A 14986-nucleotide genomic window follows, 5' to 3' on the forward strand; every position below is an offset into this window, starting at 1 on the left:
GCTCCGTCGTCTAGCGGTTTAGGACGTCGCCCTCTCAAGGCGAAGGTCGCCGGTTCGAATCCGGTCGGAGCTACCAAGCTTTACCCAGGCCACGTGTTTCGCGGCCTTTTTAATGGCTCCGTCGTCTAGCGGTTTAGGACGTCGCCCTCTCAAGGCGAAGGTCGCCGGTTCGAATCCGGTCGGAGCTACCAAATGTAGAGCCGAGGCTTTTGCCTCGGCTTTTTTGTTATCAACGAGCACTGCCCTGCTCGGGTTATGGAGTTATAGGACAAACGTGAGTCTGGGTCTGGGTCTGGGGCATCGGCGGCCCATGTCGGTGCGAGCACAATGCAACACGTCGCTGGCCATCATGGGCCGAAGACTCTCGAGGAGTGCAACATAGCGTTCCCGATGCTCGATTAGGCGGCGCCTCTTCTGGATACCCGGGTGATCGCACTGGACATGATGGGTTGATTGGATATATCCTCGCTGGCATGTGACGAAACCGAAAGGCCGACAGGCGCGTCGCTGGGGACGATGCGGCAATCGGGCCTTCAACGTTTTGAGGAAAGGTTGGCCAACATGCGAATCGACCGCATTCTTTGCAGCAAACGCGTATTCACCGGTTTGACCGATAACGCCGAGGAGCTTGCCATCGCCGTTTCCGGGGATACGATCGCGTTCGTCGGATCAAAGGAAGACGCGCTTGCGTTAGCCCACGAGACCGACGCGAGCGCCGAGCCCGAGGTAATCGACTACGGTGACGCCTTCATCACCCCCGGCTTCCATGACTCCCATGTGCACTTCTTCCACTCCGCGGTGTACTCTTCCCCGCTTGCCACGAACTTCCTGGGTAAGAACGAAGCCGATTGCGTTGAGCGCATGAAGCGCTTCGCCGAGGGCCGTCCCGAAGGATGGCTGCTGGCCCAGGGCTGGCGCGAATATCGATGGGACCCGCCAGTGCTGCCGTCGAAGCACTCGCTTGACGAGGCCTTCCCCAACCGCCCCGTGGCGCTGTACTCCGGCGACGCGCACACGCTGTGGCTCAACAGCTGCGCGCTGGCCGAACTGGGAATCGATCGCGACAGCGTGCCCCCTGCGGGAGGAAGCTACGACAGGGATGCCGACGGCGAGCTGACGGGCATCGTACGCGAAGCGGCCGCCATGGAGCTGATGCCGCGCATCATGAACGCGTTTTCCGATGACGAGATAGCCGATGCTTACCGGGGCTTCTTGCGCACGTTGGCGCAAAACGGCATCACGAGCGTGTGCGACATGTCGCTTATGGCCAACCCCGGCCTGGACTTCATCCGAGACGACGTGCATGCGCGCCTGCTGGACTCCGACGAGCTGACGTGCCGCGTGAACCTTTTCCCCACCCTGCTTGAGGATATGAGCAGGTTCGAGGCGATGTCCGAACGCTATACCGGCTCTGTCCTGCGCTGCGCCGGCTTCAAGCAGTTCTTCGATGGCGTATCCAGCCAGCACACCGCATGGGTGACCGAGCCTTATAGCAATGCCCGATGCAATAACGACTGCGGCAGGCCCACCATCGAGCCCGACAAGATGCGTGCGCTAGTGATGAAAGCAGCCGAGAAGGGCTACCCTGTGCGCATCCACACCATCGGCGATGCTGCGATTCATGAGGCGTTGAACATCTTTGAGGATGCCCGTGCGCAATTCGGCCCGCTTCCCGAGGGGCGCCATAACTGCCTTGAGCACTTGGAGAACTTCCTGCCCGGCGACGTGGAGCGCCTGGCCGAGCTTGATGTGATCGCCGCGGTGCAGCCGCCGCATATGACGCTTGACCCGGGCGGCCCCGAGCGCGACTTGGGAGACGAGCGCGTGAGGCTGATGTGGCCGTTCAGGACCATGCTGGACGAGGGCGAGACGCTGGCGTTCGGCACGGACTCGCCGGTGGTGGACGTGAACTCCATGGGCGTGCTGTACAGCGCCGCCACGCGCCGCGACCCGCAAACGCGCGAACCCGAAGGCGGCTGGCGACCCGAGCAGCTTATCAGCCGCGCGGAGGCTATCCGCGCATACACCGCAGGAAGCGACGCCGCTGCCCAGCGCAACGGTGAAGCGGGCGTGCTGGCGGCAGGCAAGCTGGCGGACATAGCGGTGCTCGACACCGACCTGCTCGCATGCGCCGACGACGAGATCTCGGATGCGCGCGTTACCGCCACCTGGATGGGCGGGCGCTGCGTGTTCGAAGCCTAGAAAAACCGAAAGCGCCCCAAGATGGCCAGTGAGCCCCTTTCCGTTTCTGCGAAAAGAAGGGGACTCGGTAAGCCTCTTGGGGCGCTTTGCGTTTGGAGCGATTCGACGCCACAGCAAAACGGCGATGACGGGCTGCGCTGCGCACGTCTATCGCCGACCACGCCGGACAGCCGCCGGACCGCATGGGCACGCGATTGATCGTCTCGGAGTTGCTTCCAGCCTGCGTGCTTCGGCAGTTACCGGGCAGCGAAGGCACGCGACGGATCGCCTTCGCCGTTATTGCCAGCCTGTGCGCCTCGGCAGCGGCAGCGAGGGTACTCGGCTAATCGCCTTCGACAACAACCGCCACGTCGAACGCGATCGATCGCCTTCGGCGTGGCGGTGAGCATAGGTGTGGCGCCGGAGACGCCGTTGCTTAGGCGTTGTACGGCAGGTGCGGCTTTCCGTGGCACCACATGTGATCGAGGGGGCCGCTACCCTGCCCAAGGTCAAGGCCGGTGGACAGAGCGCCTCGCACGAAGCCTTTCGCACGGCGAACCGCCTGCTCGATGCCGTTTCCCTGCGCCAAACCGCTTGCGATGGCGCTGGAGAGCGTACAGCCGGTTCCGTGGGTGTTACCGGTAGCGATGCGCTTCGCCCTCAGCCAAGCGTGACGGCCATCGGACAGGACGAGCAGGTCGTCGGCGGTATCGGCACGATGGCCGCCCTTGATGAGCACGGCTCCTTTGGTTTCCCCGGAAAGCAGCTTCGCCGCCTGCATCATGCCCTCGTCGTCGACGACGGGAAAACCGCACAGCACCTCCGCCTCGGGCATGTTCGGAGTGATGACGTCGGCCAAGGGCACCAGGTTCGAAACCAGCGCATCGACGGCCTGCTGCTCGATAAGACGCGAGCCACTGGTGGCCACCATGACCGGGTCGAGCACCACGTTTCGCGCCTGATGGAAGCGCAGACGCTCGGCGATGACGTTGATGATCTGGGCGGAGGATACCATGCCGATCTTCACCGCATCGGGACGGATGTCCTCGAACACCGCATCGATCTGCGCGCCGACCACTTCAGGCGAGATATCCTGCACGGCGCGGACGCCGCAGGTGTTTTGCGCCGTGATGGCGGTGATGACTGTTTCCGCGTATAGACCATACGATGCGATAGTTTTGATATCGGCTTGGATGCCCGCTCCGCCGCTTGAGTCGGAGCCTGCGATGCTAAGCACTGCTTTCATCGGAAACCTCCCCTTGACGCCAGCGCTACCGGTTTACTCGTTATCGAGGTCGATGACGAGGCCGTCCATGATGGTGTTGACGGTGCGCACCGCGCACATCTTGCCGCACATGGTGCAGGTACCCTCGTTGCTCGGCGGGGCGCTTTCGAAGACCTTGCGCGGGCGAACCGGATCGATGGCAAGGCCGAACTGCTCTTCCCAATCCATACGACGGCGAGCATCGCTCATGCGGTTGTCGCGGTCGCGGGCGCCGGGGATGCCCTTGGCGATATCGGCGGCATGCGCTGCGATCTTCGTGGCGACCAGGCCGTCGCGCACATCCTGCGCATCGGGTAGGCGCAGATGCTCGGCGGGCGTGACGTAGCACAGGAAGTCGGCGCCCGAGGAGGCCGCCACGGCGCCGCCGATAGCGGCGGTGATGTGATCGTAGCCCGGGGCGATATCGGTGACCAGCGGGCCGAGCACGTAGAAGGGCGCATTGTGGCACAGGCGCTTCTCCAGACGCATGTTCGCCTCGATCTCGTTGAGGGCCATATGGCCGGGACCCTCAACCATGACCTGCACGCCGGCGTCCCAAGCGCGCTTGGTGAGCTTGCCGATCTCGATAAGCTCGGCGATCTGACCGGCGTCGGTTGCGTCGTAGGTGCAGCCAGGACGCATGGCATCGCCGATGGAGATGGTCACATCATGCTCATGCAGAATCTCAAGCACCTCATCGTAGTGCTCGTAGAACGGGTTCTCGTTGCCGGTGGCCTCCATCCAGGCGAAGATGAGCGAGCCGCCGCGGCTGACGATGTTCATGAGTCGGCCGGTTTCCTTGAAGGACTCGATAGTGCGGCGGTTCATGCCAGCGTGGATGGTGACGAAGTCGACGCCGTCTTCGGCATGGCGGCGCACCACGTCGAGGAAGTCTTCCGCCTTGATGGCGATAAGGGCCTTCTCCAGATAGCCGATGGCGTCGTACATGGGCACGGTGCCGATCATGGCCGGCGACTTTTCGATGAGCTTGGTACGGAACGCCTGGGTTTTGCCGCTGTTGGAAAGGTCCATAATGGCCTCGGCGCCAAGCTCGATGGCCGTATCGACCTTCTGCCACTCAACGGATTCGTCGGCAAGGTCGCCTGAGATGCCGAGATTGACGTTGACTTTGGTGCGCAAGCCCTCGCCAACGCCTTCGGGCGACAGCGACGTGTGGTGGATGTTGGCCGGGATGGCGATGCGGCCGGCAGCGACGCCCTCGCGGATGAACTCGGGGCTGCGGCCTTCCTTCTCGGCGACCACGCGCATGGCGGGCGTGATCTGCCCCGCGCGCGCGAAATCGATTTGCGTGATGAGGTTCGAGGGTTCGTTACCCATAGATGCTCCCTTCGTTGGCATTACCCATGCAGGTTCGGCGGGTCGAGGCTTATGCGGGGCCTCCTCTCAGCCTGCCCGGCGCACGGCGCTAGCAAGCTCCCCCGATATACGGTTGATGTGGCCGCTATTATATCCCCGGCTGCTCAGATGTTTCCCAAGGCAAAGGATAAAAGACATAAAGCGTGCCAGACTCCACGGCGATGGTGGCCTCCTGGCCGATGAGCTCGTTGGAAAGGCCGAGGCTGGTTCGGTTGGTGAGAGGCTCATCGTCAAGCGAGTACTCCAGGCCGCGCTCGATAACGCCCTCGGCGCGATCATTTGCCGCGAAGACCGAGACCGTGCCTTTTTCCACGTTGTCTGGCAAGGTGAACACGTCAGGACCGGTGACGCATCGAATGGCGAAGCCCTCGGCGATGCCGGTGACGTAGAACCCTCGCTCGGAATACGCGGCGAACAGCTGCAGGTTGGCCAACGTGTGGTCGAGCCTGCCGCCGATGCCTCCGTATATGTAGATGTCGCTGTGATGATAGTTTGCCGCCCTTTGAAGAGCGAGCTCCATATCCGAGGCATCCTTGTTCACGGGGTGGCGCGAGACCCGCTTCGCACGGGGAACGTAGCCGAGGGAGTCGAAATCGCCCACGGCCATATCGGGCGCAACGCCGAGCCGATCGAGCGGGGCGAAACCGCCGTCGACGGCGATCACGAAGTCGAAAAACCCTTCGTTGTAGCGTGTCATGAAATCTTGTTCGTTGAAATATGTGGCGCCAACCAGTGCACAGGTTGTCATGATGCTCCTTGTTTCGGTTCCGATATGGTAGAATACCACACTGCGAGCGGGCCAGACGATCGCGCGTCGCCTTGAGCGGCGTGAGGAAAGTCCGGGCTCCAAAGGGCAAGATGCCAGCTAACGGCTGGGCGGGGCGACCCGACGGAAAGTGCCACAGAAAAGTAAACTCCCCCGCGCAAGCGGGAGAAAAGCTGAAACGGTGCGGTAAGAGCGCACCAGCGCGTTGGCAACAACGTGGCTTGGAAAACCCCATCTGGAGCAAGCGCAAATAGGAATGCCATACGGCCGCCCTTCCGTGCATTCGGGTTGCGTGCTTGAGACGCGCGGTGACGCGCGTTCGAGATAAATGGTCGTCCAACGACAGAACCCGGCTTATCGACTCGCTCGCGGTTTCAAAAGGCTCCCGTTTGGGAGCTTTTTCTTTCACGAGCATCGCGCCTATCGATGTCCGGCGACGAAGGATGCCTGGACGCGCGTATCTAGCCAAGCCCCATTGGACAGGCGAATGCGGGTAGGTCGAGACGGACCATCTGCTGGCTACTCTCATATCCCTGAGCCGAACGAGCAATCCACCTGAACGCGATCTTCTAGCGGTCGAATGCAGACAGCTTGAAATGCATCAAGCGCCGAACAGCGCCGATGCCTTTTATTTGGACTCGCGCTCCGCCTTCGCCTAACAAGCCAGACGCGTATTCAACGCTATAAGCTGCATTTCCCTTCTATAAGCCGAAAGCGGGGATCAAGCATATGCTTGATCCCCGCTTTATGGTACGCATTGCGCAAAAACGCTGCATGAGAACGAATGTCCCTAGCAGTCATGTAAACAGCCGCAGTCCGCCTTTCGGCAAACCCGCAGGCATTTCCCGCTGCAGATTAGTCCAGATCGTCGATCTCGAAATCATCGGCGGCATCGCCGAAGCCGGAGAAGTCCTTCTCGACGCTGGAAGCCACAGGAGCGACCGAACCGGTAACTGCGGGCGATGCGGCAGTTACCGCAGCAGCAGCCGGGACGGCGACCGGAACGGCCGGGGCGTCGTCATAGGCATCGGAGCCATCGACGGTGAGCGGAGCCTGCGGCGCAGTTGCGGCAGCCTCTTTCACGGCCGGCTCGGAGTCGACGTGCGTGGCATAGCGGCCATGCTGGCCGGACGTAAGGGCGCCGGCGGTCTTCGGAGCCTTCTCGCCGATCTCGGCAAGCCTGCGAGAGGCGTCGGTGATGAAATCGTTGAGCAGGTCGCGATAATCCTCGCGAGCCTCCTCACGATCGTTCTCGAGCTTATGGATAGCATCGATAACCTTCTGGCGATCGTTCTCAGCCTTGTCGAGGATGCGGTCGGACTCGTCCTCGGCGTCCTTGATCGTGGCGGCAGCATCGGCCTTGGCGTTGGCCAAGATCTCGTCGGCGGAGCGCTGGGCGATGATGAGCGCCTGGGCGATGGCGTTGCCGTCGGCCTTCTTGGACTCGAGCTGCTTCTCAAGCTCGGCGATGCGGGCGTCGCGCTCGGCGATGGCGGCATCCTTCTCGGCCAGGATGGCCGGGTCGACGGAAGCTGCGGGCTGGTCGTCCTGCTCGGCGGCGGGCTCGGGCTCGGGCTCGTCGAAAACCTCGTCGTCGAAAGTAGCCGGGCGGTCGAAACCGGCGAACGTGTCCTCGCCGATCTGGCTTTGCAGCGAGGCGATCTGCTGATTCAGGCCGTCGATCTCATCGGCGACGTGCTCGAGGAAGACATCGACCTCGTCGACATCATAGCCCTTGCGATCGATGGAGAAGCTTTGGTTATGGATTTCAGCAGAGGTGATAGCCATCTTTGTATCCCTTCATCTGATGTGCGGGAATGCGCAGGTGCGCACCTAGAACAAGTTTACCAACAAACGTACACCGAATTGTAGTACAAGCAGCGCCACGATGGGCGTTACGTCCACCATACCTCCAATAGGGGGAATCAGGCGCTTGAACAGGTTCAAATACGGGTCGCATATGCGTGCGAGCACGTTGTTGATGTCTGCGAGGATGCCCCGATCGGTCGGGAACCATGACAGCATGACGTATACGAAGATGATCATGCTGTACGCATCGGAAAGCGACACGATAAGGTACTTCAAGCTGAGCATGCGGGCTGTTTCGCTCCTTGCTAACGCCCCGGGCGCCAAGCCCGGGGGGTAGGTTTCAATACGTAAAGGTTACAGGATGCCCTGCGAGCGCAGGCTTGCACGCTCGGCTTCGCTGAGAGCCGCCCCGCGGGCGATGACAAACACCTTGTCCGCGATGCAGTCGACGCTGGCATCGAGTGCGCTAGAAACGCCGAACGAGAAGTCGAGCACGCGCTTTGCGAGCGCATCGGGGGTTTCCTTGAGCGCGAGCACCACGGCGTCGCCGGCCTTAAGGGCTTTTGCGACCTTCTCGCACTCACCGTAGCTGGTGGGCTTGACGATGGTGACCGATCGCGTGGGGCTGTGCGTGCCCGTTGCGGTGCCCTCGTAGGCCTTGTACGGGTCGAACGAGGAAGCGGCGGACGCGGCCTTGGCTGCTGCCGTGAACGCACCCTCGATGGGCTTCGCGGCCGTTTGGGCGGCCGGCGCGGCACTGGATTCGGCAGCCTCGGCGGCAGTGGTGCTGAACAGGGCGTTCAGGCTTTCCGAACGCTCCTGGCTAGCGGCTGCCGCGGCCCTGGCGTTGGGCGTGTTGGCCGGAGCGGTGAACGCCGGATCGACCATGGTGCGGTTGCCGAAGGATGCGGAGCTGACCTTGCGCGGGGGCAGCGGGTCGCGGTTCAGGCTGTCGGGCACGGTGGTATGCGCGCGCACGTCGTCGATGGAGACGAGCTTGGCAGGACGATATCCGCCCGAACCGACCGAGGTACGGGCATGATTGCCGCGCGCAGGACGCGTGGTGACCGAATCGTACGGATCGTAGTTCGAGCTAGGGGCAGCATCGTCCTCTTCGTAATCGTCGTCGTAATCGTCGTAGTCGCCGGAATCGTAATCGTCGTAGTCCTTGCGGCCGCGATCGTAGTAATCGCCGCCATCGGAGAACCCGAGCTTGGACTTGATGCTGTCGAGCATGCCTTCGGGCTTGTTGAACTTGGGCATTGCCATACCGCTCTCCTGCTTCGTTTCTTTAGGACGGCGGTCGACGCCGCCGCTGCATGTTCGGTATTGCGGACGCGAGCCTTATGCCTGAACGGACTCGAAGGAGTCGCTGAACAGAGCTCGGCCTATCCGCACCATGGTAGCACCCGCGCAAACGGCCTCGCGCCAGTCCTCGCTCATGCCCATGGAAAGTTCATTGAAGCGTGCGGCCTGCTCAGAGGGAAGCTGGCTGCGCAGCGTGTCGCGCAAAGCCGCTAGATCATCAAAACACTTGCGCGCCACATCCAGGTTACCCTGCGGGGCCATGGTCATAAGGCCACGTACAGCGATATGAGGGAACGTTTCGGCAAGCTTGAGCGCATGAAGCGCCTGGTCAGGGGCGAAACCGCTTTTGCTTTCCTCCCCCGACACGTTGACCTCGAGCAGGATGTCCTGCACCTTGTCAAGACGCTCGGCCGCCTGGTCGAATTTAGCGAAATGCTCTTCTTTGCACACGGAGTGGACGAGCGTTGCGCAGGCGACGATCTCGGGGATCTTGCGCGACTGGACGTTTCCGATGAAATGCCAGGTTTGCTCCGGCAGCTGCGCCACCTTGGCGGCAAGCACGTCGGGGCGGTTCTCGCCGAAATCATGGGCGCCCGCGGCGATGGCCGCAGAGATAGCGGGCGCATCGACCGTCTTGGAAACGGCGATGACCTTCACTTCGCGCGGGTCGCGCCCGCACGAGGCGCACACGCGGGCAAGCTCTTCGAGCGTTTCCTGATAATGCTGAGCGAATGGCATGGCTATGCTTCCTTTCGAAACGCGATGGCGCCGTGACGACCGCAGGTGCCGCCGGATGCCCTATATGAGAAGTACTGCTGCGGATTGCATTGCGTGCAAATGCCCGCATCGCAGATGCGCGCAGGATCGACGCCTACCGCTGCAAGCTGGACGCGCAGCGCCTCGAGCATGCTGACGTGGCGCGACGGGCGAACGCAGCTCTGCCCGAACAGCTCGGCGAAGCGCTGCTCCACCTCAGCTCCCACCTCGAAGCAGCAATCGTGGATGTGCGGGCCGATGTAAACGTTGCAGCCAGCAGCAATTTCGCGCTGCTGATCAGGGGCTTTCGCACCGTCTTCGCGTGCTAGGCGCTCAATGCAGGATGCCGCGATGCCGCCGACCACCCCGCGCCAGCCCGCATGGGCCACGGCGATGCGCCCCGTGGGCGACACCGCAATGACGGGCGTGCAATCGGCGAAGCACAGCATGGCAGCCACGTTGGGCACGGTGACCACGAGCGCATCGGCAGCGGCTTGCGCTCGCTGCTGGGCGGCAACGACGCTGGCGGTTTCGCACGAGTCGATGCAGACGATTTCCGTGCCGTGCACCTGGTTGGGCACGACGACCGGAACGCCTTCGCCATCGAGCGCCTGCATGGCTAGGCGGCGGTTTTCCATGACGTGATCAAGGTTGTCCTGCACATGGGCACCAAGGTTCAGTGAGGCGAAAGGCCCCTGGCTTGCTCCCCCATCGCGCCCGGTGAAGGCGATGCGAACGCCGCACGCTTCGAACAGCGCATCATCGGTGAGCATGGAAATGCGACGCGCGCCGCAAGGGCGCGCGTCGAGTGTCGGTGCAGGCAATGTTTCGCACACGGTATGCAAAGCTTTTACTCCTTAGCGCTGGCGCTTCAGAAAATCGGGGATGTAATCCTCGTCAGCGAAGCGGCCGGGCGTGCTGGTGAGCGTGGAATACGTGGACGGCTGAGGCGCCGGAGCCGGCTCGGGAGCGGCGGTGGAGGCGAACAGGTCCTTACGGTTGAAATCCATGGCGGACTGCTGCGGCGCATTGACCTTGAAGCCGGTGGCGATGACGGTGATGCGCACGCTGTCGCCCATGCTCTCGTCGATGATCTGGCCGTAGATGATGTTGGCGTTCTCATCGGCGCAGGCCTCGACGGTGCGGGCAGCCTCGTCGACCTCGGTAAGGGTGAGGTCGGGACCGCCGGAGATGGAGAACAGCACGCGGGAAGCGCCGGCGATGGAGGCCTCGAGCAGCGCGGAGTTGGTAGCCTGCTGCGCGGCGTCGAGGGCGCGGTTCTCGCCGGAGGACAGGCCGATGCCCATCATAGCGGTGCCGGCGTCCTTCATGACGGTGCGGATGTCGGCGAAGTCAAGGTTGATCAGACCCGGGATGGTGATCAGGTCGGTGACGCCCTGGATGCCCTGGCGAAGCGTATCGTCGGCGATGCGGAACGCGTCGAGCATGCTGGTCTTCTTATCGACGATCTCGAGCAGACGGTCGTTGGGGATGACGATGAGCGTGTCCACCTTCTGGGACAGCAGATCGATGCCCTGCTCCGCCTGGTTGCGGCGGGTGCGGCCCTCGAAGGAGAACGGCTTGGTGACGATGCCCACCGTCAGCGCGCCGATTTCCTCGCGGGCGATCTCGGCGATGATGGGTGCGGCGCCCGTGCCGGTGCCGCCGCCTTCGCCGGCGGTGACGAAGACCATGTCGGCCTCGGCCAGCGCCTCGCGGATCTCCGCGCGGGACTCCTCGGCGGCCTGGCAGCCGACCTCGGGGTTCGCGCCGGCGCCCAGGCCGCGCGTGAGCTCCTCGCCGATGTGGATGGTCTTATCGGCATCCGACATCAGAAGGGCCTGACGGTCGGTGTTGACGGCGATGAACTCCACGCCCTTGACGCCCGCCTCGACCATGCGGTTAACGGCATTGGTGCCGCCGCCGCCGACGCCGACGACCTTGATGACCGCCAGATGCTCGCCCGTATTGTTTGGCATTGTATTCCTCCACACTATTACGCTTGCTTTGAGCTGCGTTTCACACACTCGTGGTTGTATTCACGTGGGATTATTTTACACAAAGAGGGTGGGTTTGCAACGCTTCGCCCCCCAACGGCAACCACATGCACATATCAGAGCGGCCCGCACGCCTGCACGCACGGGCCGCTTGAGGTTACAAAGAACGCCACGTGGGCCTGTCGGGCGTGCGCACGTTGATGTACGTGACGCCCTCGGGATGCTCCTTCATGATCTGCAGGCACACGCGCTCCTTCTCGCGGATGTTGTCCGCCGTGCCGAAGACGATGTCGGGACCGTCTTTGATGGTGAGCGTGGTGGATGCGGTTTCCGTGGCCTTCACCGAGGTGACGCGGTCGGCGAGCTCGGTGGTCATGCCGGCCACGATAGCAAGCGCGTTGTTGACGTTGGCGTCGGTGCAGTACGAGCCGACGGCGGGCTTGGTGCCGTAGGGCACGTCGGTGATGTGCAGCACCGATTCGGCGTCCTCGTATACCTTCGAGTTGGTGCGACGCCCCGCCTCGGAATCGCGATCGGGGATGGGCATGAGCCACATGCCGTCCGACGCGATAGCCCACTGCGTGGAGTTCTGCGCGTTCTCGTTGGGGACCTCCACCACCGCCGTGATGGTGCGTTCGGTGATGTCGATCTGCAGGGTGTTGGGGAACACCCGCTTGATTTTCGCATCGGCGACCCATGCGTCCTTTTTCAGGTTCTCCTTGATGCCCGCGGCGTCCACACGCAGAAGCGTGGTGCCGGCGGGCACGCCGGCGAGCTGCTGCATGTCGGAGGCGGTAAGGTGATCGGCTCCCGAAACCGAAACGCTTTCGATGGTGAACATGCTGGAGTTGTACACGATGACGGCGGCGATGGCCATCGCCGCCACCGCGGCGGCGATGGCGCCGAGGCGCACCAGGTAACGCTGGTAGGTTCGCCGCGCCCGTGAGCCGTGGTCGCTGTGGGGAAGGTCGCCTACGCGCACCGATGTGAGCCGCGAGCCGGGCGCCGGGTTGTATGGACGCTGCGGGCCCCGCGGAGGGCGCGACCCGCCGCGGGGCGCCTGAGCGTGCCTATGCGAACCCGAGGAAGCGGACTTCCGGTTGTAATTCGATGCCATACGCCTCGTATACCTTCGACCTTGCCATGTTAATGAGTTCCAACACGTCCTGAGCGGTTGCATTATCCCTGTTCACGATGAAGTTCGCGTGAACCTCGGATATCTGCGCGCCGCCTACTCGCTCCCCTTTGAGCCCCACCTGCTCGATGAGCTGGCCCGCAGACGACCCTTCGGGGTTCTTGAACACGCTTCCGCAGCTCGGAAGCGTGAGCGGTTGCGTCTTCTTGCGACGGGCGTGGGCGGCCTCCATCTTGCCCCGCAGCAGATAGGGGTCGGCGAGCTTGACCGCAAGCTCGCACTCGACGATGACCTCGTCGGACGCGAACGAGCTTGAGCGGTAACCCCATTGGATATCCGCCGCCTCGCGGCGAACGAGCCCCGAGCGCGGCGACAACGTGGTGACCGAGACCACCCTGTCCGCTATCCCCTGCTCGCGGGTGCCGGCGTTCATGCGCACGGCGCCGCCGACGGTGCCCGGCGTTCCCACTGCGAACTCAAGCCCCGAAAGGCTGCGACGGAACGCCTCCTGCACGACGCTTGACAGCGGCACCCCCGCTCCCACGATGAAGCTGCAGGTTTCCTCGTCGAAGCGGCACGCGCGAAAATCGCGCCCGAGGGCGATGACGACGCCCGGGAAGCCCTCGTCGGAGACGAGCAGGTTCGAGCCGCGGCCGACCGCCACCCACGGGATGGCGCACTCTTGGCAGGCGGCCACCAAGCGCTTGAGCGCGCCGATGGAGCCGACCTGCACGTAGAAGCGCGCAGGCCCGCCGATGCGGTACATGGTATGGCGGCGCATGGGCTCGTCGGGATAGACGTCGGCATCGAAGGCGCTGTCGACGAGCAGCGCCTCAAGCGGCGAGCATGCGTGACGCGCGCACATGGCAGCCTAGCCTCGCGCCTTGAGGAGCGCGTCGATGATCTGCGGGCCCATGGCCGTCACGTCGCCGGCGCCCATGGTGATGACCAGGTCGCCCGGCTGGAGCTTATTCATGAGATGCGGGACGACGTCGACGCGATGGGCCACGAAATCCGCCTGCGGATGGCCTTCGTGCTCGAGCACGACGTTGAGGAACGTCTTGCCGGAGACGCCGGGCACGGGGGCCTCTCCCGCCGGGTAAACGTCCATGAATGTGACGCTGTCGGCCTTATCGAAGGCAGCGCCGAACTCGTCGTGCAACACCTGCGTGAACAGGGGCGCACGGGAGTAGCGATGCGGCTGGAAGAGCACATGGACGTGCTTATAGCCAAGCCCCGCAGCGGCGGAGATGGTGGCGGCGATTTCAGTGGGGTGATGCGCGTAGTCGTCGACGACGGTGACGCCGCCCACTTCACCGACCAGGTCGAAGCGACGGCGGACGCCGGCGAAGCCCGAAAGCGCCTGGGCGACCTTGGCCGCGTCGAAGCCGAGCGCCCACAGCAGCGTGATGACGCCCGTGGCGTTCAGGACGTTATGACGGCCGGGATTCTGCTTGATGGTGCCCTCGACCTGCGTGCCATCGGGCATGACCGCCGTGTAGCGGCTGCCGATGCCGTGGGGCTCGTAGGCGGTGATGCGCACGTCGCAGCCCTCGTTGAAGCCGTAGGTGTACATGCGTCGGCCCTCGGAGCGGGCGATGTCGACCACGTGGGGATCTTCGCCGCACGCCACGATGACGCCGTCTGCGGGGACCAGACCCATGAAGTCGTGGAACTTGTCGTAGATCTCGTCAAGGTCCTTATAGTGGTCGAGGTGATCGGCCTCGATGTTGGTGACGAGCACCGCCTTGGGAGACAGGTACGTGAAGGACTTGTCGGATTCGTCGGCCTCGACCACGTAATGGGCGCCGGTGCCGGAGTGGGCGTTGGTGCCGTAGGCGCGCACGATGCCGCCGATGAGGAAGGTGGGGTCGGCGCCCAGCGCGTCGAGCGCGCTGGCGAGCATGGACGACGTGGTGGTCTTGCCGTGCGTGCCCGCCACGGCGAGCGTATCGAGGCCCACGCCGAGATGCGCGAGCATCTGGGCGCGATGCCAGATCTCAAGACCGCGACGTCGTGCCTCGATGAGCTCGGGGTTGTTCTCGAGGATGGCCGTGGAGATGACGACGACCGGATTGCCCTCGGGGATGTTCTCCGCCTTCTGGCCGATGAACACGGTGATGCCGGCCTCGCGCAGCTGCTTGGTGTAACGGCTTTCCTTGATATCGGAGCCCGACACCTGCATGCCCTGGTCGTGGGCCACGCGGGCGATGCCGCTCATGCCCACGCCGCCGACGCCGATGAAGTGCACCTGCTTGATGCGCTCTTCGCTCATGTTGCCTGCCTCCTGAAGCCTATGCGCCGAAGCCTTAGATGCTTGCGGCGCGATGATGTGGAACCCGGGCGCACCCGGGAAACGGGCGGCGCGAAGGCCGCCCGTGATTGCTCAAACT

The 14986-nt window shown here is 63.4% G+C and carries 13 protein-coding genes, 1 tRNA gene, 1 other RNA gene and 1 riboswitch; of the genes, 3 read left to right on the forward strand and 12 right to left on the reverse strand.

Features of this window, described 5'->3' with window-relative positions; all coding sequences use genetic code 11:
- Window positions 1-114 precede the first annotated feature (114 nt).
- Window positions 115-191, forward strand: a tRNA-Glu gene (locus tag Q0G75_RS06335).
- A gap of 370 nt (window positions 192-561) precedes the next feature.
- A complete protein-coding gene (locus Q0G75_RS06340) occupies window positions 562-2202 on the forward strand; it encodes an amidohydrolase (protein WP_294416250.1) in 1641 nt (546 codons plus the stop codon).
- A gap of 415 nt (window positions 2203-2617) precedes the next feature.
- Here the strand turns inward: Q0G75_RS06340 and thiD are convergent, their stop codons facing one another.
- From thiD to Q0G75_RS06355, 3 genes are all read right to left on the reverse strand, one after another.
- Window positions 2618-3427, reverse strand: coding sequence for a bifunctional hydroxymethylpyrimidine kinase/phosphomethylpyrimidine kinase (thiD, locus tag Q0G75_RS06345; protein ID WP_294416251.1), 810 nt, complete (start codon window positions 3425-3427; stop codon window positions 2618-2620).
- Window positions 3428-3460: 33 nt separating this feature from the next.
- Complete coding sequence (thiC, locus tag Q0G75_RS06350; RefSeq protein WP_294416253.1) at window positions 3461-4783, reverse strand: phosphomethylpyrimidine synthase ThiC; 1323 nt, start codon at window positions 4781-4783, stop codon at window positions 3461-3463.
- Window positions 4772-4896: riboswitch (TPP riboswitch) on the reverse strand. (Overlaps the previous gene by 12 nt.)
- A 14-nt stretch (window positions 4897-4910) precedes the next feature.
- A complete protein-coding gene (locus tag Q0G75_RS06355; RefSeq protein WP_294416255.1) occupies window positions 4911-5570 on the reverse strand; it encodes a thiamine diphosphokinase in 660 nt (219 codons plus the stop codon).
- Window positions 5571-5613: 43 nt separating this feature from the next.
- Here Q0G75_RS06355 and rnpB point away from each other — a divergent pair.
- Window positions 5614-5961, forward strand: an RNA gene (rnpB, locus tag Q0G75_RS06360) — RNase P RNA component class A.
- 482 nt (window positions 5962-6443) lie between these two features.
- On the opposite strand, the gene Q0G75_RS06365 is transcribed toward rnpB, so the two are convergent.
- From Q0G75_RS06365 to murC, 9 genes are all read right to left on the reverse strand, one after another.
- Entirely contained in the window at window positions 6444-7376 is a 933-nt protein-coding gene (locus tag Q0G75_RS06365; RefSeq protein ID WP_294416257.1) for a DivIVA domain-containing protein, read from the reverse strand.
- 45 nt (window positions 7377-7421) lie between these two features.
- A complete protein-coding gene (locus Q0G75_RS06370; RefSeq protein ID WP_042433343.1) occupies window positions 7422-7682 on the reverse strand; it encodes a YggT family protein in 261 nt (86 codons plus the stop codon).
- Window positions 7683-7751: 69 nt separating this feature from the next.
- On the reverse strand, window positions 7752-8666 hold the full coding sequence (locus tag Q0G75_RS06375; protein WP_294416259.1) for a cell division protein SepF: 915 nt from the start codon (window positions 8664-8666) through the stop codon (window positions 7752-7754).
- Window positions 8667-8741: 75 nt separating this feature from the next.
- Window positions 8742-9443, reverse strand: a complete 702-nt coding sequence (locus Q0G75_RS06380; RefSeq protein WP_294416261.1) for a YggS family pyridoxal phosphate-dependent enzyme — start codon at window positions 9441-9443, stop codon at window positions 8742-8744.
- A 2-nt stretch (window positions 9444-9445) separates the two neighbouring features.
- Complete coding sequence (locus Q0G75_RS06385; RefSeq protein WP_294417908.1) at window positions 9446-10297, reverse strand: polyphenol oxidase family protein; 852 nt, start codon at window positions 10295-10297, stop codon at window positions 9446-9448.
- A gap of 21 nt (window positions 10298-10318) precedes the next feature.
- Window positions 10319-11440 carry a cell division protein FtsZ gene (gene ftsZ / locus Q0G75_RS06390; RefSeq protein ID WP_294416265.1) on the reverse strand — a complete coding sequence of 374 codons (1122 nt, stop codon included), beginning with the start codon at window positions 11438-11440 and terminating at the stop codon, window positions 10319-10321.
- Between the two features lie 175 nt (window positions 11441-11615).
- Entirely contained in the window at window positions 11616-12440 is an 825-nt protein-coding gene (locus Q0G75_RS06395) for an FtsQ-type POTRA domain-containing protein (RefSeq protein ID WP_294416266.1), read from the reverse strand.
- 88 nt (window positions 12441-12528) lie between these two features.
- Window positions 12529-13458: a UDP-N-acetylmuramate dehydrogenase gene (gene murB / locus Q0G75_RS06400; protein WP_294416267.1), complete on the reverse strand. Its 930-nt coding sequence runs from the start codon at window positions 13456-13458 to the stop codon at window positions 12529-12531.
- A gap of 6 nt (window positions 13459-13464) precedes the next feature.
- Window positions 13465-14868, reverse strand: coding sequence for a UDP-N-acetylmuramate--L-alanine ligase (gene murC / locus Q0G75_RS06405; RefSeq protein ID WP_294416270.1), 1404 nt, complete (start codon window positions 14866-14868; stop codon window positions 13465-13467).
- Between the last annotated feature and the right edge of the window lie 118 nt (window positions 14869-14986).

Source organism: uncultured Senegalimassilia sp. (genome assembly GCF_934636665.1).
Taxonomy (GTDB): Bacteria; Actinomycetota; Coriobacteriia; order Coriobacteriales; family Eggerthellaceae; genus Senegalimassilia.

Excerpts from the sequence above, each read along its gene's own strand:
- thiC (WP_294416253.1), bottom strand. The coding sequence starts at position 4,783 with ATGGGTAACGAACCCTCGAACCTCATCACGCAAATCGATTTCGCGCGC.
- Q0G75_RS06380 (WP_294416261.1), bottom strand. The coding sequence starts at position 9,443 with ATGCCATTCGCTCAGCATTATCAGGAAACGCTCGAAGAGCTTGCCCGC.
- Q0G75_RS06365 (WP_294416257.1), bottom strand. The coding sequence starts at position 7,376 with ATGGCTATCACCTCTGCTGAAATCCATAACCAAAGCTTCTCCATCGAT.
- Q0G75_RS06355 (WP_294416255.1), bottom strand. The coding sequence starts at position 5,570 with ATGACAACCTGTGCACTGGTTGGCGCCACATATTTCAACGAACAAGAT.
- Q0G75_RS06375 (WP_294416259.1), bottom strand. The coding sequence starts at position 8,666 with ATGGCAATGCCCAAGTTCAACAAGCCCGAAGGCATGCTCGACAGCATC.
- Q0G75_RS06370 (WP_042433343.1), bottom strand. The coding sequence starts at position 7,682 with ATGCTCAGCTTGAAGTACCTTATCGTGTCGCTTTCCGATGCGTACAGC.
- thiD (WP_294416251.1), bottom strand. The coding sequence starts at position 3,427 with ATGAAAGCAGTGCTTAGCATCGCAGGCTCCGACTCAAGCGGCGGAGCG.
- Q0G75_RS06340 (WP_294416250.1), top strand. The coding sequence starts at position 562 with ATGCGAATCGACCGCATTCTTTGCAGCAAACGCGTATTCACCGGTTTG.
- ftsZ (WP_294416265.1), bottom strand. The coding sequence starts at position 11,440 with ATGCCAAACAATACGGGCGAGCATCTGGCGGTCATCAAGGTCGTCGGC.
- murB (WP_294416267.1), bottom strand. The coding sequence starts at position 13,458 with ATGTGCGCGCGTCACGCATGCTCGCCGCTTGAGGCGCTGCTCGTCGAC.
- murC (WP_294416270.1), bottom strand. The coding sequence starts at position 14,868 with ATGAGCGAAGAGCGCATCAAGCAGGTGCACTTCATCGGCGTCGGCGGC.